General features: G+C 38.7%; 20 protein-coding genes, 2 tRNA genes and 1 pseudogene (1 of these 23 cut by a window edge). 8 read left to right on the plus strand and 15 right to left on the minus strand.

What is annotated here, in order from left to right:
• Window positions 1-30: 30 nt before the first annotated feature.
• The 4 genes from LDL79_RS01120 to LDL79_RS01130 form a co-directional block, all read right to left on the minus strand.
• A complete protein-coding gene (locus LDL79_RS01120; RefSeq protein ID WP_225598838.1) occupies window positions 31-879 on the minus strand; it encodes an SDR family oxidoreductase in 849 nt (282 codons plus the stop codon).
• A gap of 86 nt (window positions 880-965) precedes the next feature.
• The gene (locus LDL79_RS17200; protein ID WP_262887886.1) at window positions 966-1091 is read right to left on the minus strand and encodes a hypothetical protein; all 126 of its coding nucleotides are present in this window, start codon (window positions 1089-1091) and stop codon (window positions 966-968) included.
• Between the two features lie 109 nt (window positions 1092-1200).
• Window positions 1201-1599, minus strand: a complete 399-nt coding sequence (locus LDL79_RS01125) for a hypothetical protein (RefSeq protein ID WP_225598839.1) — start codon at window positions 1597-1599, stop codon at window positions 1201-1203.
• 20 nt (window positions 1600-1619) lie between these two features.
• Complete coding sequence (locus LDL79_RS01130) at window positions 1620-1892, minus strand: hypothetical protein (RefSeq protein ID WP_072982750.1); 273 nt, start codon at window positions 1890-1892, stop codon at window positions 1620-1622.
• Between the two features lie 746 nt (window positions 1893-2638).
• Between LDL79_RS01130 and LDL79_RS01135 the strand changes: the two genes are divergently transcribed.
• Window positions 2639-3235: an SET domain-containing protein gene (locus LDL79_RS01135; RefSeq protein ID WP_225598840.1), complete on the plus strand. Its 597-nt coding sequence runs from the start codon at window positions 2639-2641 to the stop codon at window positions 3233-3235.
• 33 nt (window positions 3236-3268) lie between these two features.
• Here the strand turns inward: LDL79_RS01135 and LDL79_RS01140 are convergent, their stop codons facing one another.
• The 6 genes from LDL79_RS01140 to LDL79_RS01165 form a co-directional block, all read right to left on the minus strand.
• Window positions 3269-4852, minus strand: coding sequence for a type IV secretory system conjugative DNA transfer family protein (locus LDL79_RS01140; RefSeq protein WP_225598841.1), 1584 nt, complete (start codon window positions 4850-4852; stop codon window positions 3269-3271).
• 4 nt (window positions 4853-4856) lie between these two features.
• On the minus strand, window positions 4857-5888 hold the full coding sequence (gene mobB, locus LDL79_RS01145) for a MobB family relaxase (RefSeq protein WP_225598842.1): 1032 nt from the start codon (window positions 5886-5888) through the stop codon (window positions 4857-4859).
• 16 nt (window positions 5889-5904) lie between these two features.
• Complete coding sequence (locus LDL79_RS01150) at window positions 5905-6294, minus strand: BfmA/BtgA family mobilization protein (RefSeq protein ID WP_225598843.1); 390 nt, start codon at window positions 6292-6294, stop codon at window positions 5905-5907.
• Window positions 6295-6743: 449 nt separating this feature from the next.
• Entirely contained in the window at window positions 6744-7193 is a 450-nt protein-coding gene (locus LDL79_RS01155; RefSeq protein WP_225598844.1) for a JAB domain-containing protein, read from the minus strand.
• Between the two features lie 12 nt (window positions 7194-7205).
• Entirely contained in the window at window positions 7206-7586 is a 381-nt protein-coding gene (locus LDL79_RS01160; protein ID WP_225598845.1) for a DUF6876 family protein, read from the minus strand.
• Between the two features lie 71 nt (window positions 7587-7657).
• Entirely contained in the window at window positions 7658-7999 is a 342-nt protein-coding gene (locus tag LDL79_RS01165; protein WP_072985189.1) for a single-stranded DNA-binding protein, read from the minus strand.
• Window positions 8000-8535: 536 nt separating this feature from the next.
• On the opposite strand from LDL79_RS01165, the gene LDL79_RS17260 reads away from it, so the two are divergent.
• The 5 genes and pseudogenes from LDL79_RS17260 to LDL79_RS01185 all read left to right on the plus strand — a co-directional run bounded on the left by LDL79_RS17260 (window position 8536) and on the right by LDL79_RS01185 (window position 15958).
• Window positions 8536-8856 carry a DUF6660 family protein gene (locus tag LDL79_RS17260; protein WP_394372590.1) on the plus strand — a complete coding sequence of 107 codons (321 nt, stop codon included), beginning with the start codon at window positions 8536-8538 and terminating at the stop codon, window positions 8854-8856.
• A 97-nt stretch (window positions 8857-8953) separates the two neighbouring features.
• Window positions 8954-13413: pseudogene (locus tag LDL79_RS01170) on the plus strand (CusA/CzcA family heavy metal efflux RND transporter).
• An 11-nt stretch (window positions 13414-13424) separates the two neighbouring features.
• Window positions 13425-14657, plus strand: coding sequence for an efflux RND transporter periplasmic adaptor subunit (locus tag LDL79_RS01175; RefSeq protein ID WP_225598846.1), 1233 nt, complete (start codon window positions 13425-13427; stop codon window positions 14655-14657).
• Between the two features lie 11 nt (window positions 14658-14668).
• Window positions 14669-15076 carry a Fur family transcriptional regulator gene (locus LDL79_RS17265; protein WP_225598847.1) on the plus strand — a complete coding sequence of 136 codons (408 nt, stop codon included), beginning with the start codon at window positions 14669-14671 and terminating at the stop codon, window positions 15074-15076.
• A gap of 27 nt (window positions 15077-15103) precedes the next feature.
• Window positions 15104-15958, plus strand: coding sequence for a cation diffusion facilitator family transporter (locus tag LDL79_RS01185; protein WP_225598848.1), 855 nt, complete (start codon window positions 15104-15106; stop codon window positions 15956-15958).
• Between the two features lie 568 nt (window positions 15959-16526).
• Here the strand turns inward: LDL79_RS01185 and LDL79_RS01190 are convergent.
• The 4 genes from LDL79_RS01190 to LDL79_RS01205 form a co-directional block, all read right to left on the minus strand.
• Complete coding sequence (locus LDL79_RS01190) at window positions 16527-17816, minus strand: site-specific integrase (protein WP_225598849.1); 1290 nt, start codon at window positions 17814-17816, stop codon at window positions 16527-16529.
• Window positions 17817-18043: 227 nt separating this feature from the next.
• Window positions 18044-18118 (minus strand) — tRNA-Pro (locus LDL79_RS01195).
• 22 nt (window positions 18119-18140) lie between these two features.
• Window positions 18141-18224, minus strand: a tRNA-Ser gene (locus LDL79_RS01200).
• 140 nt (window positions 18225-18364) lie between these two features.
• The gene (locus LDL79_RS01205) at window positions 18365-20410 is read right to left on the minus strand and encodes an HD family phosphohydrolase (protein WP_225598850.1); all 2046 of its coding nucleotides are present in this window, start codon (window positions 20408-20410) and stop codon (window positions 18365-18367) included.
• A 209-nt stretch (window positions 20411-20619) separates the two neighbouring features.
• Between LDL79_RS01205 and LDL79_RS01210 the strand changes: the two genes are divergently transcribed.
• Window positions 20620-21795: an acetyl-CoA C-acyltransferase gene (locus LDL79_RS01210; RefSeq protein WP_225598851.1), complete on the plus strand. Its 1176-nt coding sequence runs from the start codon at window positions 20620-20622 to the stop codon at window positions 21793-21795.
• 91 nt (window positions 21796-21886) lie between these two features.
• On the plus strand, window positions 21887-22636 hold the full coding sequence (locus tag LDL79_RS01215) for a C40 family peptidase (RefSeq protein WP_072985203.1): 750 nt from the start codon (window positions 21887-21889) through the stop codon (window positions 22634-22636).
• 9 nt (window positions 22637-22645) lie between these two features.
• Here the strand turns inward: LDL79_RS01215 and LDL79_RS01220 are convergent, their stop codons facing one another.
• On the minus strand, window positions 22646-23325 hold the 3' portion of the coding sequence (locus LDL79_RS01220; protein WP_225598852.1) for a THUMP domain-containing class I SAM-dependent RNA methyltransferase. 484 nt of this gene lie beyond the right edge of the window; the window shows 680 of its 1164 coding nt (coding positions 485-1164); its start codon lies beyond the right edge, outside the window — the gene reads right to left on this strand; the stop codon is at window positions 22646-22648.

Genomic DNA, 23325 nt, shown 5'->3' on the forward strand with positions numbered 1-23325 from the left:
CCTTTTTATTTAGATATTTTTGGAGGCGTATTACGCACCCACTACCTCTCCCCCATTCACATGTATGATTTGCCCGGTGATGTAGCTAGCATCCTGCGATGCTAAAAATACATAAGCTGGAGCCACTTCACTCGGCTGGCCTGCTCTGCCTAAGGGTACGTCTTGTCCAAATTGAGCCACCTCATCAAAGGTCGCCGGAATTAAGGGAGTCCAAATAGGTCCCGGAGCAACACCATTTACTCGAATTCCTTTCTTTGCCCAGGCTTTACTCAATGAGCGTGTAAAAGTAGTAATAGCGCCTTTGGTGCTGCTATAATCAATTAAATGTGATGACCCTCTATAAGCAGTTACGGAGGTCGAATTAATAATACAATCCCCTTTAACCAATTTATTTTCTAAATACTTGGCAAAGTAGAAGTAAGGATAAATATTAGTTTCAAATGTTTCTGCAAGTTGATCTTGGTCAATTTCGCTAATATGGTCTTTAGGAAATTGAACTGCTGCATTATTTACTAATATATTGATTGGTCCCAATTCTCGCGCTACTCGATCTACTGCCTGTTCGCAAAATTTTTGGGACCGTACATCTCCTTCTAATAGAAGACATGTTCTACCTTCTTTTTCTACGAGTTCTTGAGTATTTCGAGCATCTTCGGTTTCTGATTTATAGACTATAGCCACATCAGCACCTTCTTTTGCAAAATGGACCGCTACGCTTCGTCCTATTCCACTATCACCCCCTGTGATCAATGCAATTTTATTCACTAATTTTTCTGAACCTTTATAGTTTTCTCTAACTATTTCAGGCTGCGGATTCATTTGAGCTTCACTTCCTGGAAGTTCTTGACTTTGTTCTGGAAATTGTTTGGGCTTTGTCATTTTTATAGATTGATTGGTTAGTTGCAAAGCAATATTTAATGGAAAAGAGTCTGCTTATTACCGTAGAGTATAAGCAAGTTGCGTATCTACGCCCTTCTCTTTTTTTTACGGTCTTTAGTACTACCGTATTGGTTTTTGTGATCATCTTTAATAGGACCTTTATCTATATCCTTTTTATCCTCTTTTTTATCATTTTTACTTTTATCACCCATAATTGAAAAATTTTAGTTTGTTTTTATCTAAATTCTAGCAGCTACCGTGTAATTGATCTTTTAAGCGACCATGCTTTACCGTATTCTACTGGTATCAACAAGAACACAATTAGTTTATAGCATTTAAGAAGCCTTGCAATCGCTGCATATTTGATTGCAATTGTGGACTTGTATCTCTTGAAGCCTTACTGCATCCTTCAAGCAATTGGATTACTTTATTAAACTGTTTTGCCTCAAAGCTTCGTAGGTGGTTGGTTGTAGTAGGTTTTGGAAAATACAGTTGATTTTTAAGATTCACATCAGAATGTTCATTAGTACTGGATATATCTTTCTCTTGATGACAAATACTAGCTATAACTGCTGTTTTTAGTGCTCCTAAACGCTTATAAATATGTATGTGATAGCAATCAGTTGCACTAAGTGCTAAAGCATAATACTCAGCAATGTCTAAACGATACACCCAGAGCACTGTTTTATAATTAGTAATATGCTGATGATTACCCTTCACAACTTAGTATTTTATAAGATTTAATTGATCTGATTAGAAACCAAGTATTCCCGTTTACATCGCCCCTCATTCATATCGTTGTAATCTATCTTAACCTTGTACGTCCCACTTTTGATTTCAGGATTAAACTGACCGGTCACTTTATCAAAGCCGCCAAACTCTGTCTGTGAGATCTGTATGATTTGATCTATTGACAAAGTAGATAACCATTGTTTTTCTGACTCAGTGCAGCGATAACGTTTTAGAATTGTTGCTATCAAATTAGCAAAATGACTGTTTGGAGAAGTTTTCATGATATCGTTTTTATTTTAAAATTAGTAGATGAAAACCATTCCACATCACTCCAAATATGACTTTAAATAAAGTTTAATATTATTTATTAAAATATTTTAAAGAATTCAAGAGCTTAACTAAACTTTAGTTGTAGAGTGACACGTGCGTATCGGCCTTCTTAAACTAATGAATATATAAGCACATATAATTATTTCATTGGTTGAGGCGAAAATTTGAAAATTTGATATTGTTTGGCTAGTTCTTATGGATAAAGGAGATATAACTTCAAATAGTAAATAATTAATTTCCTACAGCAGTCTTTAAATTCAAAAAGAGTAAGATAGATGTAGTACAGTTTGTGAGGTCTGAGTTCTTAATCTTGTGCATATCGCAAAAGGATTTATAAGCATTTGAACTGCGCTACTATAGAACAAACTTTCAGTGAATTAGTTGAATTAAATTTTCAATTACACAGTATATTTAAAGCTTTTGGGGTATAGTTTTAAGCCTTATTGCAGCACCATTAGTTCTTAAGTTATTTAAGAGTGATAGCACCCTATTCAACTTCATTTAGGATAGGCTAAAAAATAACTTGTACAATCTACTGCTTGATTACTGTCCAGAAACTATGTTGTTAATTAATAATTAAAACCAATATTCAGAAGAATCCATTTCCTAATTTAATAGCATATTTCATCCCCATAGGATAAATAGGATATAAATCAATAATTACTTTAAACACCTATAGCTAAAGCTGGTTTAAGTTATGATGCATCCAGATACTGAATTAAAATTTATCAATAAAGAAAAAGGATATGGGGTTGTAGCCACAAAGTTTATTCCTGCAGGAACCATTACGTGGGTATTAGACCGTCTAGACAAAGTATACAGGCCATCGCAGTACAAAGCACTCGAGCCAATCTATCGTAACATTTTAGACATTTATACCTATAGAAATAATGAAGGTAACTTCATATTGTGTTGGGATCATGCCCGTTTTGTGAATCATAGTTTTAATTCCAATTGCCTGTCTACTGCTTATGATTATGAAATTGCTATACGAGATATCGAGAAGGGTGAAGAACTAACTGATGATTACGGTTACTTAAATGTCACAGAGCCTTTCACACCCGTTGACGAAGGGTATGAAAGAAAAACAGTATATCCTGATGATCTTCTGTTTTTCTATAAATTGTGGGATGAACAACTTAAGGCGGTTTTTAATAAGATCGAGCTGGTAGACCAACCCTTGAAGGCAGTTATTAAAAAATCTACTTGGAAGATCACCCAAAGTGTCATTAATGGGAAACTACCATTAGCTTCTATCCTCTTTAATTATTTTAACCCCAATAGTGCTAGTTAAGGTTTTGACACCCTAATTCAGCTAACAAATCTTTTATTGAAATATAGCTTCAATTTCTTTATAAATCCGCTCAAAATTAGCGTTCAATTCTTCTGTCGTGAAAGGTTTATTTTGGGTAGGTAGTTCACCTAAGATATCAGGTCGTTTGAATTGTACTTTCTTATCCTTACCATCCGCAAAACTGATAAACTCTCCCGGTTTAAGTTTAAAGAAAATTTCAGCTCTTCGTTTAGAGACTTCCCGTTCCCCTTTGGTTATTCGGGTGTCAGATTTAAAAAGATTAGCAGCCTTACTGATACTTTTGGTTGGGTTTTTTATGATCTCAAAAAAGCGCTCATAATACTTGGCGGTATCGGGGTCATTGACTTTGCCAAAAAACTGGTAGGAAAGGTTACTAAGTATGGCTCTACTCGCTTTATCTCCATACATCATATCGTTTTGAATTTTGTCTTGCATCACATAGAGGGTTGCAATATCATAACTGCGTAAGGTGGCCGGTATTCGATGCATATTTAATAAGCGAATGGTTGGCGCTTCTTCCATCATCATAAAAGAAGGGCGTTGTCCGCGTACACTCATTTGTTTGGTTATCGTATGTATAATCGTGGCGATAACCGGTGCATAGGCAGCCTCGTATTTTGGGTTATTGACTACGGATAGCACACAAGGATTTGATGTACTATTAATATTAAGCGGTACTTCATCTTCAGACAATACCATAAAAATGCTTTGGGTACTGATGCGTTTGAGCGCATTGGCCAAAGTGCTCTTGACACCCGCTGTCTGCCGTTCCGAATCTTTCCCACTGATAAAGGCATCAGCCATTGCTCTTGAGGTTGTATTGGTTTTTAGAAATCCTATAAGACTCTCGGTATCTAAATATTGATACACTGCGATCAGATGCGGTAGGGTGCATAAGTTGGGATAATCCATTTTGAGTTTCCAGATGAGCCCACCGATCAAACCTTCCGCAGCATCATTAAAAAACTTAGTAGTTCCACTTACGCCGCTTTCTCGCTGTTCCAGTAAATTTTCAATAAGCACTTTGGCCACTTCGTTCACGCTTTCCTCATTTTCCAAATAGCACGGAGCAATAGGATTAACCTTATGAAATATCCTGTCGAAAGCAATTATTTTGAATGGAATGGACCCATTTTTAAAAAGTGGATAAGCCATTTCTGTAAGTTCAAAATTTTTATAATCGTGAATCACCCCGCAAAACTCTTCTTTTTGGAAATGCTGTAAAAATCCATATACTACACTTTCGGTTTTACCACTACCAGCAGCTCCAATAATTGAAACGCCCCGTTTAACATTATGCAATTGAAGTTTACCTTGATTCGTTTTGAAGGTCACGGTATAACGCGGGTCTATTTTATGAGAATCTTCAGAAGCATCTAAATAAACATATAGTGAAGTATTGATCAGCATCAAAGGACAGCCTAAGTACATAACCAAATCAACCCACGGCACCTCGGAGGATAGATAGTACAGTAGGGCAAGCACCAGCACAACATTAATGCTAAAAGCATATTTGGCAAGCTTGAATAGCACTACAAAGCAAAGGCAAGCAGCTATACCAAAATAAAGGAACGACTGTAGCTGATCGAATTCCATAGTCTTAGATTCCGATGGAACTTGATTTGATGGCTACTTCAGCCCCGCGTCTAAGCCGCTTAAATATACGCAGTGCTAGTTGCGCTTGAGAAACAGGTATACCGGAGACCTTAGGCAGACCCGATTTCGACATAAGCTTAAATGCCAATGCCTTTTCATTAGCCGGTAATTTCAGCAGGGCAGCAAAATAGGCGTTGGTATTTTTAATAAAGGTTTTTCGCGCTTTATAGGATTCTGCATAATTACGTTGATAGGAAAACAGCCTGTCAAAGGATTTTTCGGCTTTGGAATAAAATGCATCCCTGTCAAAACCACGTTTTATGAGTCTTCCATTAATTTTAGTTTGAGAAGCTTTGTATTTACTTCCCGGAGAAAGGCTGATGGTGTTGGATGCATCTTTTCTACTCACTATAATATGAATATGACTTTGATTTCCGGCTTTAGGCATACCTTGAACGATACGCTTGCCCTGTTGCTGATGTGGGGCTTGTTGTTCCAGGCGTGCAATTTCCCTACCTAGATCTTCAATCTTTCCCTGTGCACTCCCCTGCCTGATCTTTCGAATTTCCGAATGGAGCTTAAGAATTTTTGTAGCGTAGGGCTGATTCTCTCGAACTTGTATATCTGTACCTTTATAGGTACGCTGATGTTCTACTTTAGCAAAATACAAAATGTCTTTAATGGCGATTGGACGCCCATCAAGCTCTCGATTAAAACAAGTCACATAATCCTTCATCACGGCACGCGTATATGCTTTTAGATCTTCACTACTGTTTTGAAGTAGACCAAGCTCACGTTGTGATGGGCTTAGGGTTATAGAATAAAACTTGGGCTCTTTATCTTTCAGTTTGGCTGTGTTTTGATCTATTGCTTGGACCACTTGTTCCGGGGTGATATGCTCTTGGTTCTGATTAAAAAAGAACTCTTTTTGCATATTGATGCCTTCTTCATTTTCCTTCTCCAGATAAGCTACAAACCCACCAGAACTTTTCGGGTAATTGCCGCCTTGCTTTTGGGGTGATATGCTAATGTACATAGGAATCGTTTTTAGGTTAATCTTCTTTTTGTTTTTCTCGAAACTGAGGTTGCTCTGAATCCTGAGCATATTTCTTTTCTACAATCAGGGGCTTTTCTTTTTCCGGCTCCAATTCAAAAAGGGACTGCAGCATGGCGTTGGTAGGTTTAGTTTGTGTTTTTTCGATATCGCGTATAATGGCAATAACTGCATTGATGCGCTTTTTAAGGTTGGCCTCCATCGTTCTTCCTGAGGGTCCTAAGCGTTCGCTTGGAGAGAGTTCATTGACTTGAAAAAAATCAAGCATTTCTCGTAAGGCCATCGACTGCGATCTGGATAACTTTTTACTGAAGACTCGAAAATCTCGTGCTACAGATTCCTTGATGCTCAAGTTGACAAACCGCTCTTTTTCATATCCTTTATCCATTTTTCCGTGATTTTTTTGTGGTGTTTATTGGGGTCACTGCATTTTTCCATTAAAAACACCCGGTTGACCTTTAGAATACAACGCTAATAAAACACGCTTACCTCCTATTTTCATTGGGGTTGGTGCAGATAAGATTGTCTTGTAACCTCGCGTAGCGGGTTACCCTCTTGCTTTTCCTTTTCGTTCGCCCGGGGCGAACAAAATTTCAAACTAACGGCTTCCATTTTCGATTGCATAAAATGGTCCATTGCTTGCATCGAGGAAATAATTCCCGGTATGTAAAATGGTATAGGTAGGTTATCAGCGAAAGTCAAAAAAGGGATATACCTACATAATTTAGTTGCTATGATCCAGCCTTTTAAAGATACTTTATTTTTAAAAAACTCTTATCGATATTTCATAAAAAAAGGCCTCTAACTAGTTAGAGGCCTTTGATACGGTTAGCTGTTTTACAAAATCCCTTCATCAGCAAAACTGTAATAGTCTCCTGTGGGATTGATGATGATATGATCTAAAATTTTGATGTCTAAAAAGTCGGCACCTGCTTTTATTTTACGGGTCAATTGCCTATCGGCTTCGCTAGGTCTTAGGGTACCACTCGGGTGGTTGTGTACTAAGATTAGTGCTACGGATAAAGATTTCAAGGCTACTGCGAAAAGTAATCTAAGATCCACTAAGGTGCCTGTGATTCCCCCTGCAGATATCTGATAAATACCTTTTACTTTGTTGCTATTATTAAGCAATACGATTTTAAAGGATTCATAAACGGCAATAGTGTTTTGGTCCCAGTTCTGATAAATCACGTGGGCAGCCAGTGAAGAAGAACTAATTTGCGGCCAATGCTCCGACTTGCGTTTTGGTCGGTAACTAAGACTTATTTCATTGATACGTGTTTCCATAGTTTCTAGGATTTAATATTCGTTAGGGAGCATCAGCATATCGTCTGTATAAAACAGCCGTAATTCATCCAAAGGAAAGTCGGTGTACTCGTATTCCTGTTCCAATAGAATGGTTCCATTGCCATCAGCATAGGTGATCTTAGCCTCTTTATGAGTTCGCTCTTGTACGCTCTTAGGATTGCGTTTAAAAAGAATCACAATAAAGTTGCTCTTGTTTTTAAGGCTTTTACACACTACTGCGGTGTCCGTAACTAGCCAGTGACATTGGGCTTGGTCAGCGAGGTATTTAATCCCCTCGGTATATCGTGCTTTTACAAGGGGTATTTTATAATAAGTTGTACTCCCACAAAACCCTTGTAGCTGTTCGATTAATTGTTTACTTTGTGCGCTCATTTTAGTTAGATTAAAGTGAATAATTAGAGGGCGTTAATAATGGAACATCTTCGCCCTCTTTTTTAAGTGATTTACTCGGATTTGCTACCCAGTAATACAATTTCGGAAGCTTCTACTTCAGTAACATAGCGCTTAAGCCCAGCAGTATCGGTATAGCTTCTGGATTTCAGTTTTCCGGTTAATGCCAGTTCTTTGCCCTTGGGTGCATAATTCTCAATAAGCTCGGCCGTTTTGCCCCACGCCACAATGGTGTGCCACTGGGTATCCTGTGTTTTTTCACCTTTAGCATTTTTGTAAAACTCATTGGTTGCCAATGAAAAGCGCACTACTTTTTTACCGCTTTCTAGGGTCGTTAGTGTAGGCTCTTGCCCTACGTTTCCGATTAATTGAACTTGATTTCTTAGTGTACTCATAACTCTAAAATTTAGATGATTAAAAATGCTGCCCAAACCCTTTGGACAGTTTGCTTTTATACCTTTAAAAAATGATTTACTTATGTTATCCTGAGCGTTTCCCTTTTTTGTTTTTAAGGTTTTTGATTCCGCTTCTTTTTGTATGTTTTGAACTGATTTCATAAGATTTTTTTTTGATTTACTTCCATTAGTGCCTATCGCTGTTCCCTTTTTTTGTTGCTGATACGTTTTCAAGAGTTTGAATTAGTAAGGACATATAAAAGCGAGGCACGAGCGGTTATGCTGTCCGTCTAACTTCAAACTCTTGGTATTTTGCTTTCAAAAAAAGAGAAGTACAGCGATGCTGCTTAAGGGAATTCAAAAAGCTAACGAGGGAAGGTTTAAAACTTGAGAAGGGGAATTAATAATTACCAACGAGACTCCAAATAATTTTTTTTCGGACTATAGTCAATTTGATAAGCTGCATATGGTTTGTAAAAATTTCTGATGTTATTATTTGCACAGCATGTGCACTTGTTATTTGATACCTTTGCTTTATGAGATTTTTCGTTTGGGCTTTTTGTATTTATATCGTAACACTAAATGTGTTACCATGTACTGATGCAATTGAATCATCTAAAACTCAAACTTCAAAAGAATTAGCTTCCGCAGTATATACAGATCATTCAGAGTCAGAGAGGTTATTAGACCTATGTCCACCATTTTGTACTTGTCATTGTTGTCATGTACACACCGTCAACTTTGCATCGGCACACATTAATCTTTTTAACACAACCATATACTCAAGAATATTTCTTCACTTAGATAGCATAGGCCAAGAGCCTATTTTATCACTTTTAGATCCTCCCAGGATTTAGTTCAGTTTTTTAGAGGATTACTACGTCCTTTTTTGACCGATCAAATTTTAATCGGCCGCTTACATATATCTATAACTGAATTAAATTGTAGAATTTCATGATTAATAAAATCATCGCTTTTTCCATAAGGAATAAGCTTATTGTTGGACTCTTCATACTTTTCCTGATTGGAGTAGGATTGTATTCTATGTCCACTATCAACTTGGGTGCTCAACCCGACATTACCAATAATCAGGTACAAATTATTACTCAGTCGCCCAACCTAGCCACAGAAGACATCGAGCAATTTGTAACTTATCCCGTTGAATTGGCTATGGCCAACCTACCGGGTGTTAATGAAATACGCTCTGTCTCCCGTTTTGGGCTTTCGGTGGTGACCATTGTTTTTAAGGAGGATATGGGCACTTACCTGCCCCGTCAATTGGTTGGGGAAAAACTCAACGAGGTCAAATCAGAGATCCCCGAACAGTTTGGCAGTCCAGAAATGGGACCTATTACAACCGGATTGGGGGAAATCTATCAATACACCTTGAAAGCTGAAGAAGGCTATGAGGACAAATATTCCCCGACCGAACTGCGAAACAGGACTGGATCGTAAAACGCCAATTGGCCCTAACGGAAGGTGTTGTGGAAGTCAATGCCTTTGGCGGAAAGATCAAGCAATATGAGATCGCCATCGATCCCGCCAAGCTGAACGCGATGAATGTGACGATGACTGAAGTCTTTGATGCCCTACAGGAAAACAATGTAAATACCGGCGGGGCTTACATCGAAAAGAACAAAATGGCCAATTTCATCCGTGGTGAAGGCCTCGTCCGTTCGCTAGATGATGTTAGACAGATCGTAATCAGAAACGAAAATGGCCTGCCCATTTTGGTAAAAGACGTCGCTGAAAAGGTCCATTTTGGAAATCAGGTACGCTACGGAGCCTTTACCCAAGATGGTCACGAAGCTGTGGGAGGTATGGTGCTGATGTTACGGGGCGACAATCCTAATTCAGTAGTCAATACGGTAAGAGACCGTATACGAGAAGTACAGAAATCGCTACCGCAAGGACTTAAGATCGTTCCTTTTTTGGATCGTAGTGCGCTCATAGGAAGGACCACAGCCACCATCGAGAAAAATCTGATTGAAGGGGCTCTCATTGTGATTTTTGTGCTGGTACTGCTACTGGGTAGTTTTCGTGGAGGTTTGGTCACTGCTTCTCTAATTCCACTTTCCCTGCTATTTGCCTTTATTTTGATGAAAGCTTTTGGTGTTTGGGCAAACCTGATGTCCTTGGGGGCAATTGACTTTGGAATTATAGTTGATGGGGCTGTTATCATTGTTGAAGGAACGGTTCACGAAATTGAAAAGCGAATCAAGGCCGGTAAACAGCAATTCGACCAGCCACAAATGGACGAAGTCGTCTATGATGCGAGTAGTACGGTAATGAATTCAGCTTTCTTTGGACAGGTTATCATCCTGATTGTATTTACCCCAATATTATTCTTGACAGGGATTGAAGGAAAAATGTTCCGCCCGATGGCATTTACCTTTGGATTTGCGGTTTTAGGTGCCATTATTCTCTGTTTAACCTACGTGCCGGTGATTACTTCACTTATGATGAGACCGGCTATAAAAAATAGAAACTGGTTCCATAATGTGGAGGATAAAATTTCAGGTTTCAGCAACGGGATGATGAACCGGATCAATAAAGGCTATCGGCCTATAGTCCTGAAATCTTTGAACCATCGCATAATCGTATTAGTGATTGCAGTTATATTACTTCTAGGTGCCGGATTTACTTTCAGTAAAATGGGTGGAGAGTTTATCCCTAGTATTGATGAAGGCGATATTGCGATGCAGGCCTTATTAAGACCGGGAAGCTCATTAAGTGAATCCATTGAAACCTCAAAAACAATCGAGAATATCGTACTAGATAATTTTCAGGAAGTGGAAACTATGGTGGCTCGAATTGGTGTAGCCGATATCCCGACCGACCCGATGCCGATGGACATTGCCGACACCTATATTATCCTGGAAAAGAACAAGGATCATTGGACTTCCGCAGATACAAAGGAGGAATTAATTAAAAAAATTAAAGAAAAATTATCGATCGTACCTGGTGTCAACTTCGTTTTCAGCCAGCCCGTGGAACTGCGATTTAACGAACTGCTTACCGGCGTTCGAGAAGACGTGGCCATCAAACTGTATGGAGAAGATCTAGATGTGCTTTCCCAAAAGGCCGCAAAAATGGCCGCTATCATCAAAACCGTTCCCGGCGCGGGTGATGTTAATCTTGAGGCCACCTCGGGACTGCCGCAAATGACTGTTCGCTTTAGCCGAAGAAAGGTCGCCCAATATGGCCTGAACATACAAAAACTCAATCAGTACGTGAGTACCGCCTTTGCGGGAGGTACTGCAGGAGTCATTTTTGAGGGCGAAAAACGCTTTGATATGGTGGTGCGATTGGATGAAAAACACCGTAAGGATATTGATAACCTAAAAAACCTGTTGATCGATTTACCCGGTGGGAATCAGATTCCCATTAAGGAAGTGGCCGATATCAGTTATCAGCCTGGACCCATGCAAATTTCCCGGGACAATACTTCACGTAGAATTTATGTAGGGGTTAACGTGCGGGGTCGCGATGTGGAATCCATGGTCAATGATATCCAAACCAAAATGGACGCACAATTAGACTTGCCGCCCGGCTACCATATTGAATATGGAGGTGCTTTTGAAAATCTGCAACGCGCAAAAGATCGTTTAACAATTGTAGTTCCCATTGCCCTGGCACTTATATTCTTGTTACTGTATTTCGCTTTAGGCTCTTTCTCTCAATCGATTATGATTTATATGGCAGTACCACTGGCGGCTATAGGTGGGATTTTTGCCATTGCTGTTCGTGGAATGCCCTTTAGTATCTCGGCAGGCGTTGGATTTATCGTCCTTTTCGGAGTAGCGGTATTGAACGGGCTGGTACTTATCAGTAGGTTGAATTCATTAAAGAAAGAAGGGGTTATGGATATACAGGAACGTATTCTAATAGGTACACAAGAACGAATCCGTCCAATTTTTTTAACCGCATTGGCTGCAATTATGGGATTTTTCCCAATGGCACTATCCCACGGAGCTGGTGCTTCGGTACAGCGACCCTTGGCCACGGTAGTTATTGGCGGATTGATAACCGCAACCTTACTTACGCTGATCGTTGTTCCCGTTTTGTACAGTTTTGTGGAGAAATCCGGGAATAAAAACTACGGTAAACCGGGCAAAGCTGCCATAAACCCTGGACTGATTGCCATTTTATTGGGTCTTGGATCAATGGGCATTCCGGCAAGTGCAAGTGCTCAAACGCAGGATAGGCCCCAGCAAAGTGCGCCTGAGCAGGACATCTTGAAAGTCGCACAAGGATTTTCCACAATTTCTTTAAGAGATGCAGTAGAAAAAGCGCAAGCCAACTATCCCAAAATGAAGGCGGCACAACTGGAAATCGAAAACCAAGAAGCCCGGAAAAAAACCGTTTGGGATTTGGGAACCACCCAAATTTTCACCGGTGGCGAAGAGTTGCCCGATAGTCGCAATGGCGATGAAGGTATTTACACCATCGTTGGGGTGCAGCAACAAAATATCGATGTGTTCAGTATCGGTGCCAAAAATAAACTGCAAAATGAGAAAATTGAGCTAAGCGAAACAGCACTCGACCTTACCTCCCTTCAAATAGAGCGGGAAGTGAGCAAGGCCTGGGGTGATGCCTACACCTCTAAACGCAAGTACCAATTGTATGTGGAACTCGATTCCATTTTTAGCGATTTTGAACGGGCGGCACGGTTGCGTTATGAGACAGAAGCTTCCTCGAAGCTGGAATATTTGGCGGCCACAAATCAAGCCCGGCAGGTAAGCCTACAGAAAATGCAAGCCTATAGGGATTACCTGGGTAATCTGCAAAAACTAAATCTTTGGTTGGTGAGCGATACACCCTATACCGTTGCAGATACAAGTGTCGATGAAATGAATACGCCCATATTGCAGCGCAAAGATTCGATTAAGAGCCACCCAATGCTGGACTATTATGAGCATCAGATCGGGGTTGCCGATGCGAAGCGTAATCTCAGTACCAAAGCGTTTTTTCCAAAATTCAACGCACAATATGGAAGACAAAAAATTGCGGGACAGAAAGGATTTTTCAGTTTTCAAGTTGGAATTTCCATTCCGCTTTTTTTCGGTCCTGATTTGGGGTACGCGCAATCGGCCAAAATACAGACTCAGATTGCGCAACAAAATTTCAAAGCTAAGAAGCTTCAATTCAATTCAAAATACCAAGATCTGCAACAGGAGTATCTGAAATGGCAGGAATCGTGGAAATACTATGAACAAGAAGCACTTCTGCTTGCCAAAGAACAAAGGGACGGGGCGGTTTTTGCCTATAAAGAGGGCGGTATTAGTTATACCTCTTTCCTTCAAACGGTACGTGACGCCATAGGCATACAAAGCAAGTCTTGGGATGCACTTAACAATTATCTGAGATCAAAATACGAACTGGAATTTTTCCTTAATTCCGCAAAACAATAAATATTAAAGCTATGAATTTCAATATAAAACCAATTTTTTACGTAGCCTTGGTCATATTCAGTTTAAGTTCTTGTAAAGAGGGAAAAACTGATCAAAGCGGATACGAAAAGTATAATGAGACAGCTCCTGCCGATAACGGTGACCAGCCTCAAAAAGCAAACGCAGGCCTCGAGCGCAAAAAACTACACCTATCGCCACAAAAGTTTGAAGCGATGGAATTGAAAGTAGATAGTTTGCCCATTAAAAGTTTAACTACATTGGTGGAAGCCAACGGTCAGTTGGAAGTACCGCCTCAAAACGAGGCTGCAATTACCGCGATAATTGGCGCAAATGTGACTAGCATAAAGGTGATTGAGGGAAATAAAGTCAGTAAAGGAAGTGTGTTGGGATATTTGAGCCACCCGGATCTGGTCAAGCTACAGACTGATTACACGAGCGCCTACAACAAGATGATATTTTTGGAAAAAGAATACAATCGTCAAAAACGCCTATACGAGGCAGAAGTGGCTTCCGGTAGAAAGTACCAAGAAACCGAATCGGAATATAACAGTGTTAAAGGGCTGTTTAAGGGTCTGGAATCACAACTTCAATTATTTCATTTAAACCTGAATCAGTTACGCAGTGGAAAGTTCTATAATCAAATACCTATAGTAAGTCCTATCGATGGATACGTAGAACAAGTGAATATTAAAGTCGGCCAGTTTGTACAGCAACAGACTGAGATGTTTGAAATCGTAAACACCGATCATATACACGCTGATCTGATGGTCTTCGAAAAAGATGTGAGTAAGGTAAAGGAAGGTCAAACTGTAGCAATCACTATTGAATCCCTACCAGAATCCGATCTAAGCGCAAAAATTTATTCCGTGGGTAAAACATTTGAACAGCAGCCTAAAGCGCTACACGTACACGCAGAAATAGAAAACAGAGATAGCAACCTCTTACCAGGGATGTACCTTACAGCAAAAATAGCCACTTCCCAAGATAAAGTAACCGCACTCCCAGAAGAGGCTGTTATTACTGAGAATGGCGAGGATTATATTTTTACAGCTAAAAAAGTAACTGAAAATGAGGAAGAAGTCTGGGCTTTAAGCCCTTTAAAAGTCCAAACCGGTCAGTCAGATACCGGCTGGATAGAAATAAAATTGCTGCAGCCTTTGGAAGAAAGGCAAATGGTAGTCTGGAACAAAGCGTATTACTTGATCTCAGAAATGAATAAAGGAGAAACTGAACACGGACATTGAATAATAATAGTATGAATTCTAGTGAACACATTCTTTTAAACTCCAAGCTTCGCCCTACTGCTATGCGCATACTTATATTTAGTTTTTTGAGAAAGCATAGACAAGCATTAACAATTACAGATATTGAATCAAAATTTCAAAAGGTAAGTCGTTCAACTGTATTACGGACTATTAAAACCTTTGAAAAAAAGGGGCTAATACACGCAATTATTGATGATAGTAAATACCTAAAATATGCTTTGAATGATCCTAATCAACCAGAGCACCAAAACCATTTGCACTTAAATTGTTTATCCTGCAATCATACTTACTGTATGTACAATTATACATTACCTCAGATTTCTATTCCACCGCGATATCATGTAAAAACAACTCAGATTCTTGTCAAGGGAATTTGTGATATATGTCAAATTAAATAGTAAAGTCTTATAAATAAAGTTTTAAATATGTCTCATAATCATAAATCACAAAAATTTGGATTGGTTTTTAGTCTTAGCATTATCTTAAATACATTATATGTAATAGTGGAATTTTTTTATGGAATGCGAGTGGATTCTTCAGCACTAATAGCCGATGCTTGGCATAATGCTAGTGATGTTTTTAGCTTAATACTCGCCTGGATAGCCTACAAATTGACCCTTATTCCAGCAAATAATAGATTTACATATGGCTATCAAAAAACAACTATCCTTGTATCATTTTTGAATGGTGCAATTATTATTATAGCGGCATTTTTTATTGCTTGGGAAGCTATTCAAAAATTGAATTCGGCGAATGAAATCCCTGGTGAATTAATAATTTATGTTTCTATAATTGGTTTATTTATCAACACTGGCACAGCGTTACTATTTTGGAATAGTCAAAAAAATGACTTGAACATGCGTGGAGCATTTCTGCATATGGCTGCTGATGCAGGAGTTACATTAGCAGTATTATGTGGTGGTTTATCCATTAAATTTCTCGATTTGGAATGGATCGATCCATTGCTTAGTATATTGATCGTAATTGTAATCATTTATTCATCTTGGGGACTTTTAAAAGAATCATTATATCTCTTAATAGATGCAGTTCCTAAACACTTAGATTTAGAAAAAATCAAATTCGAAGTATTAAATTTTGATGGAGTGCTAGCTGTTAAATCTATCCATATTTGGGCATTGAGCACCACACAAACTACCGCAAGTATGATTTTACAAGTTAATCCTGGAACAAGTGATGTATCGGTTAAAGAAATTTCAGGTAGATTGACTGAGAAATTTAAATTACAAAAGACAACTATTGAATTACAGTATGAAGATTGACATTTTGCATCCACTATTGAAGAGTTTTTTTAACAAAGTGAAATGATTGGTTTTAGTAGAAAACCCATGAATTACTAGATGCCAATAATTCTAATTTCATAAGCTTTTTGATTTATATCCAATAGGGCCTATCATTGTTACTTCTTCTGTTGCTGATACTTTTTCAAGAGTTTGACTTAGTAAGGCCATATAAAAGCGCGTACCCAACCTGTGATAATGTCGGGCTAACTTTAACAAACCAATGGTCATTTGTTTTTGTAAAAGGAGAAGTACAGCGATAATGCTTTAGGAAATTCAAAAAGCTAACGAGGGAAGTTTTAAAACTTGAGTAAGGGAATTAAATGTTCAGAAATTATTCAATGAGTGAAAATAGTATTAAGCTAAATCAATCGTAAATCACTCAGCCTAATTATTAAATTTCTTAGACACAATATATTGTTCAGTATTAGCTCTTTAAAAGTTTTGCATATGTACATCAAAAATACTTACTCAAACTCATCCTATGAGGAATAGGAAAAACGGAGTTCGTCCCAAATTCTGTTTTTCAAAAAAAATAAAAAGCAAAACATCAGACAATACGTAAATGCCCATTGTCCTTATAAGTTTTACTTTTAGTTGATGTTCTATTAGTCTGCTTAAGTTTAGATCTAAGACTACTCATATCTTTACTTATTTTTTGCTCTACGACTCGAGCATATTTTTGAGTGGTAGAAAGTTTAGTGTGACCAAGCATTTTTGAGACCGTCTCAATAGGAACATCGTTGAGTAATGTCACTGTGGTTGCAAAAGTATGTCTGGCTACGTGGAAAGTGAGGTTTTTCTCAATCTTACATAGTTTCGCAATTTCCTTTAAATACTTATTGATTTTCTGATCACTAAATACAGGTAGTAACTTATTCGTATGCACATCCTGTGAAACTTCTTGATACTTTTCCAAAATTCGATTAGCCTGCTCCAATAGAGGCAATTTTACTGGAGTTTTGGATTTCTGTCGTCGCACCATTATCCAGTCTTCTTTATCGATACCGTTTACGATATCACCAGTTTTCAAGTTTTTAACCTCTATATAGCATAATCCGGTATAACAAGAGAAAACAAACACATCGCGAACAATACTCAAACTATCATCAGTAAGGGTTATTGATGAAATAGTTTTAAGCTCATTCTCTTCAAGAAACGGACAGTCGAAATCCTCGTATTTCAACTGATACAATGCAAAAGGGTTAGATTTTATCCAACGATGCTTTAAGGCTAAGGTGGTGAATTTCTTTAGGCGTTCCAAGTGTTTCATCCTACCATTATTATTAAGTGGCTGCGCTTTTTTAAGCGTTTTGCAGTCTCTAAGGTAATCTTCAAATTTTACAATGAATGTATAATCAATCTGTGACAGATAAATATCATCACACTTATATTCAGATTTTACAAATCGTAAAATATATTTCTCTGTAGCAGCATAATTCTTAGCTGTTCCTGGAGCTAATTTTTTTAAATCATTTTCGGTATGGTATTGAATAAGATCCCTTATTGTAGATACAGGTCTATCCTTTCCAGTACATCTTAGCTTAACTGCCTTGGCACTTATTGGAACTCCTTCATTTCGGAGTTCTTTATATGCCTTCTTGATCTCAGAATAGATAGTATCCAATTCGTCATTGATACGTCGAGCGTCTTTGATGCGTTTTCCAACCCTGCTGGACTTATCGCACCAGTTTTGTTCTAAAACATTTTGTTTTGTACTTAAATCTACTCTACTGGCACTTCCAATGGAGATACGAGCATAGATTGGAAATGTTCCATCTTTTCGAACTGAACTTTTTTTCAGCCAAAAATGAACATTTAAAGTGTGTGAAGTAATCATAACTTTCGTTTAAATTAAAAAATCTGTTAAACGAAAGCCAAACCGCTCGATAGTCAAACCCGGTTATGATCCTTAAATGTAGTATTTTCTTCTCTAAAAAAATAGGACATCAAAAAGGACACCAACGAATATGCCTACAAATGGACATAAAAAAAACCAGTAAAATTGTATTTTACTGGTTTTCATAGAATTAGATATCAAACAATATATGTTAAATACCTATTTCGTCGGGGTGGCAGGATTCGAACCTGCGACCTCCTGCTCCCAAAGCAGGCGCGATGACCGGGCTACGCTACACCCCGAGGTGTTTTCTTAAAAAAGTTGCGGAGAGACAGGGATTCGAACCCTGGCGACGGTTACCCGTCGACAGATTAGCAATCTGCTCCATTACCACTCTGGCACCTCTCCTAAGAACGTTGGCGTCTCTCTCAAAACGCGGGTGCAAATATATATCTAAGTTTTTGATCAACCAAAGCTTTTTAGAGAATTTCTATAACTTTTTTTGAATCTTTTTTTAACTCCCTGAAAACAAGATTTTCAGAAAATCACTATTCAGGATATTCTATGCGCAAATGGTAGATGTTATTCAGTTTTGACTTCAGAACCTTCTTAATTATCTGTATTTCCTTAAAAGTAATCGTAGCATTTAAAAACTGATTTTCCTCCATTTGCTTATTGATGATTTTTTCTACAAATGAATCGATCAATACCGAAGTTGGTGATTTCAAACTTTTACTCGCCGCCTCTACACTATCAGCCATCATTAAGATTGCAGTCTCTTTGCTGAACGGTAAGGGTCCGGGATATCTAAAGTCGTCAATATTGACATCCTCATCCTGTTCTTGCGCTTTTTTATAAAAATAGTACACCGTACTTGTCCCGTGGTGCGTGCGTATAAAGTCAATAACGCGATCTGGTAGGTTGTTTTTCCGGGCTACCTCGATTCCATTAATTACGTGATCAATAATAATTCTAGCGCTTTCTTTAGGTGATAGATCTTCGTGTGTATTGATTCCGGTAGATTGATTTTCTGTAAAATCAGTAGGATTCAACATCTTGCCAATATCATGATACAGTGCTCCTACCCTAGTAAGCATCGCATTTGCTCCAATCTCGTTAGCTGCTGCTTCGGCCAAATTTGCCACATTTAAACTGTGATGAAAAGTTCCCGGTGCTTTATTAGCAAGATTCTTAAGTAACTTAGAATTTGTGTCCGTAAGCTCTAGAAGTGAAAGATCACTTACAAGACCAAAGATCTTTTCATAGGCATAGATAAGCGGCTGCACAAAAAGCGTCGCTAAACCGGTAATTATAAAAAGACTGAAGGTTTCCCATTGCAAATTATCTATGGTCCCCTCGTGGATAATGTGAAAAGCAAAATACCCTATGATATACATAAAAGTGATCTGCCCTACCGAAATAAACAAGTTGGCGCGTTTATACAGTTCTGAAACGGTCAAAATAGTCACAATTCCTGCAATTACTTGCAGAAACATATATTCTGAAGTATTAGGCACAATGAATCCCAATAAGAGTAAAGTGATCACGTGCGTGAACAAACCCAATCTAGAATCAAAAAAGGCCTTTATTACAAGCGGCAAAATACAGAGCGGAACCACATAAACATAATTCGCATCATACTTCACGATAAGTGTGGTGAACAATACCATTAAAATGATATTGAAGAAAATAAACGTCACCATCGTATTATTTTCAAAAACGTGTTCGCGATAGGTTTTAATGAAAAGTAACAACATTGTCAGTGCCACCGAAACGAGCAAAACATAACCAAAAACAACCCAATTATACTTACTGGCAGTCCAGGATTGCGACTCATATTCGGCTTGTAGAGACTTTAGGATCTGATACGTACTTTGTTCAACAATTTCACCTTTTGCGACAATTCGACTTCCTTTATTCACCACGCCCTTGGTAGGAGCGATCTTGCTCAACTCAACATTTAATTCCTTATTGGTGAGCTTTTCATCATAAGTGACGTTAGGTTGCACCACGTCGTAAAACAGCTCTTTAAAACGGTTGACCGCCTGTACGTATGGTCCGTTTACAAGTCGGCGGTTGATCAAAGCGCTAATTTCATCTGTAGAATTCAGATTTTCTATGGAAGTTTCTTCGATCTCATTTCCGCGACGCAAGTATATTTTTCTGCCTTCTTGAAAAGCTGCCAAATCGCCAATCACCCCATATTTATAAATATCCTCTAAAATTTGAGAACCAAATTTCTTCAGTTCGCTTTGCCGATCTCTAAAAATTGAATCTGTAAAAACCGAAGAAAATTGGTTTTCGTAAGCTGCCTTTGCCTCGTTAGCAATATCTTGATCGTAATTAAAATAAGGAATTATAGAGTTTTCTGCTTCGGCACGCTCCTGCTCTAATTGATCCTCACTCTTTAAAATAGCAAAGTCTACCGGCGCGTATAGATTATCATACTGCCAAGGCTTATTTTGCTGAAAATCAAATTGAAATTTTCCACTCTTAGGAAAAAGATAAACGATAAGAATGGTGCTTGCAATACACAGCAATACCTTATAAAGCGCACCTTGATTTTTATAAAATCGGTTTAAAATACTACTCATATAACTCTTGTGAGGCTACAAAAATCGAAGACTTACTCATTAAAATAGTCTTGACCTTTTTCAAGGAAATTTCATTTCTAATCCTTGACATGAAAGTAAAAGTACTAAAATAAAACGGGAAGCTTGAGGTGTTAAGTATAGGCCAAATGATAACGTTTTCGTTAGCTATTTGTTATTTTTGAATTCTATCAAAAAACACACAAATAAAGATGAAAAAAGATATTGTAATCGTTTCTGCAGTACGCACCCCTATAGGTAGTTTTTTAGGAAGTCTATCTTCACTAACTGCTGTTGACCTTGGCGTGGCTGCTATAAAAGGCGCTTTGACCAAAATTAATTTAGACCCTTCGCTTGTTGACGAAGTATTTATGGGTAACGTAGTTCAGGCCGGTGTAGGACAAGCTCCTGCACGCCAAGCTGCCTTGGGGGCCGGTATTCCTAAAAATGTGCCGTGTACAACGGTGAATAAAGTATGTGCTTCAGGTATGAAAGCCGTGATGTTTGCGGCTCAATCTATCACACTCGGAGACAATGACATTGTCGTTGCCGGCGGAATGGAAAGTATGAGCCAAATCCCACATTACGTACATATGCGCAACGGGCAGAAATTTGGTCCTACCACACTTATAGATGGTATGCAAAAAGACGGACTTGTAGATGCTTATGATGGGAATGCGATGGGCGTTTGCGCCGATGCTTGCGCTACCAAGTATAATTTTTCACGCGAAGATCAAGATGCTTTTGCAATTGAGAGTTACAAACGCTCAGCTGCTGCCTGGGAAAGTGGAAAGTTTGCAGGCGAAGTAATTCCTGTGGAAGTTCCTCAGCGTCGCGGAGAGCCGGTTGTGGTTAGTGAAGACGAAGAATTTAAAAATGTTCGTATGGAAAAAATAAGCAGCTTAAGACCTGCGTTTTCCAAAGATGGTACGGTTACCGCAGCAAATGCTTCGACTATTAATGACGGCGCCGGAGCAGTGATCCTCATGACCAGAGAAAAAGCTGAAGAACTTAACCTGGACATTTTATGCAGTATTAAAGGTTATGCTGATGCTGCCACAGACCCTGAATGGTTTACCACCGCTCCTTCTAAAGCGTTACCTAAAGCGCTCGCAAAAGCCGGTGTAGGTCAAGGTGAGATTGAGTATTTTGAGTTTAATGAAGCCTTTTCTGTTGTGGGTCTTGCTAATATGAAAATATTGGGCTTATCTACAGATAAAGTAAATGTCAATGGTGGAGCTGTTTCATTAGGCCATCCTTTAGGGTGCAGTGGTGTGCGTATACTCATCACACTTATCAATGTCCTAAAACAGAATAACGCCAAGCTGGGAGCAGCGGCGATCTGTAATGGTGGTGGTGGCGCATCGGCAATGGTGATCTCGAGATAAGTATTTTAGAAGTTATACACGTCTTGTTAATAATCATTTTGGTGCGTAAAAATCATTTGAATTACTTTTACCAAAATTTCAAAACCGCCTGATGAATTACGGCATTTGCCCATTAAGTATTGTACCTATGCGTTTAGAGCCTGCTGATGCAGCCGAGATGATAAACCAAGTACTTTATGGTGAGCATTTTAAAGTGCTCGAAATTCGCAAAAAATGGAGCCGAATTCGTCTTGCTCATGATAAATATGAGGGCTGGATTGACAATAAGCAATACAAAGAGATTACCGCAGAAGATTATGATGATGCCGAAAAGCGTACTCCTATTCTGGCGAGTGATCTTTTGCAAATGGCAACCTCTTCTGACGAACACGTGCTGAGCATTCCATTAGGGGCGCAGTTGGCTAATTTAGCATTGACGGGAGATCATTACGAAGGCAATTCTGTAGCAGAGAAAAAGGAAAAAGCAACCTTTATCAATACCGCATTATTGTATTTGAAAAGTCCGTATTTATGGGGTGGCCGTACGCCCTTTGGTTTAGATTGTAGCGGCTTTACCCAAATGGTTTATCGCCTCAATGGACATGCACTATTTAGAGATGCCTCACAACAAGCTACTCAAGGTGAACCGCTTAGTTTTATTGAAGAAAGCGAGCCTGGGGATCTTGCTTTTTTTGATAATGATGAAGGCGCTATTGTGCACGTGGGTATTATGCTCCAAGACAATTACATTATACATTGCCACGGTGAAGTGCGCATAGATCGTATAGACCACACAGGAATTTACAATGCAGAACGCCGCACTCACACCCATAAGTTAAGAGTTATAAAAAGGATTATATAAACCGTTCTATTAATCGTTATTCTGATATTTCGCTTTCTTAGAGCCGGCATAAATACCATATTTCACTAACCGGGATTCTAAAGAACCATTATAAAGTTTAATTTTTCGGCTGGTGCGTAAACCTACGTGTTTTAAAGATTCAAGGTTTGAAGTGATAAACCAAGCTTCGGTATCTTTATAATTTTGTTTCAAAGTATCTCCTATATTCTTATAAAATGTTTCCATCTCTACAGGAATTCTTTCGCCGTAGGGCGGATTGAAAACCATTTGCAAATGACGCTCGCGCTCTTTTTCAGTCTTAAAAAAATCAGCTTCCTTTATTGAAATAAATTCACTGAGTTCAGCATTTTTAATATTCTCTTTGGCCTTTTCGATCACCGAAGGATCCTTGTCATAGCCTTGAATTGTAAAATGAAATTCTCTAATTTTCTTTAAGGCAGAAGCTTCAATAATATCAAACAAATCAGGATCCCAATCGTGCCAATTCTCAAAACCAAATTGCTTTCGGTTCAAATTAGGCGGAATATTACAGGCGATCATCGCAGCTTCGATCAACATCGTTCCACTACCGCACATTGGGTCAAGAAAATCACTGTGGCCTTTCCATCCTGAAAGCATCAAACACCCTGCAGCAAGCACTTCATTAATAGGAGCTACGTTAGTATTAAGGCGATATCCACGCTGATGCA

The sequence above is a fragment of the Leeuwenhoekiella palythoae genome, from assembly GCF_020310025.1.
In the GTDB taxonomy this organism is placed as follows: Bacteria; Bacteroidota; Bacteroidia; order Flavobacteriales; family Flavobacteriaceae; genus Leeuwenhoekiella; species Leeuwenhoekiella palythoae.

Coding starts and splice junctions, on each gene's coding strand:
- LDL79_RS01120 (WP_225598838.1), bottom strand. CDS start 879: ATGACAAAGCCCAAACAATTTCCAGAACAAAGTCAAGAACTTCCAGGA.
- LDL79_RS17200 (WP_262887886.1), bottom strand. CDS start 1,091: ATGGGTGATAAAAGTAAAAATGATAAAAAAGAGGATAAAAAGGATATA.
- LDL79_RS01130 (WP_072982750.1), bottom strand. CDS start 1,892: ATGAAAACTTCTCCAAACAGTCATTTTGCTAATTTGATAGCAACAATT.
- LDL79_RS01135 (WP_225598840.1), top strand. CDS start 2,639: ATGATGCATCCAGATACTGAATTAAAATTTATCAATAAAGAAAAAGGA.
- LDL79_RS01140 (WP_225598841.1), bottom strand. CDS start 4,852: ATGGAATTCGATCAGCTACAGTCGTTCCTTTATTTTGGTATAGCTGCT.
- mobB (WP_225598842.1), bottom strand. CDS start 5,888: ATGTACATTAGCATATCACCCCAAAAGCAAGGCGGCAATTACCCGAAA.
- LDL79_RS01150 (WP_225598843.1), bottom strand. CDS start 6,294: ATGGATAAAGGATATGAAAAAGAGCGGTTTGTCAACTTGAGCATCAAG.
- LDL79_RS01155 (WP_225598844.1), bottom strand. CDS start 7,193: ATGGAAACACGTATCAATGAAATAAGTCTTAGTTACCGACCAAAACGC.
- LDL79_RS01160 (WP_225598845.1), bottom strand. CDS start 7,586: ATGAGCGCACAAAGTAAACAATTAATCGAACAGCTACAAGGGTTTTGT.
- LDL79_RS01165 (WP_072985189.1), bottom strand. CDS start 7,999: ATGAGTACACTAAGAAATCAAGTTCAATTAATCGGAAACGTAGGGCAA.
- LDL79_RS17260 (WP_394372590.1), top strand. CDS start 8,536: ATGAGATTTTTCGTTTGGGCTTTTTGTATTTATATCGTAACACTAAAT.
- LDL79_RS01175 (WP_225598846.1), top strand. CDS start 13,425: ATGAATTTCAATATAAAACCAATTTTTTACGTAGCCTTGGTCATATTC.
- LDL79_RS17265 (WP_225598847.1), top strand. CDS start 14,669: ATGAATTCTAGTGAACACATTCTTTTAAACTCCAAGCTTCGCCCTACT.
- LDL79_RS01185 (WP_225598848.1), top strand. CDS start 15,104: ATGTCTCATAATCATAAATCACAAAAATTTGGATTGGTTTTTAGTCTT.
- LDL79_RS01190 (WP_225598849.1), bottom strand. CDS start 17,816: ATGATTACTTCACACACTTTAAATGTTCATTTTTGGCTGAAAAAAAGT.
- LDL79_RS01205 (WP_225598850.1), bottom strand. CDS start 20,410: ATGAGTAGTATTTTAAACCGATTTTATAAAAATCAAGGTGCGCTTTAT.
- LDL79_RS01210 (WP_225598851.1), top strand. CDS start 20,620: ATGAAAAAAGATATTGTAATCGTTTCTGCAGTACGCACCCCTATAGGT.
- LDL79_RS01215 (WP_072985203.1), top strand. CDS start 21,887: ATGAATTACGGCATTTGCCCATTAAGTATTGTACCTATGCGTTTAGAG.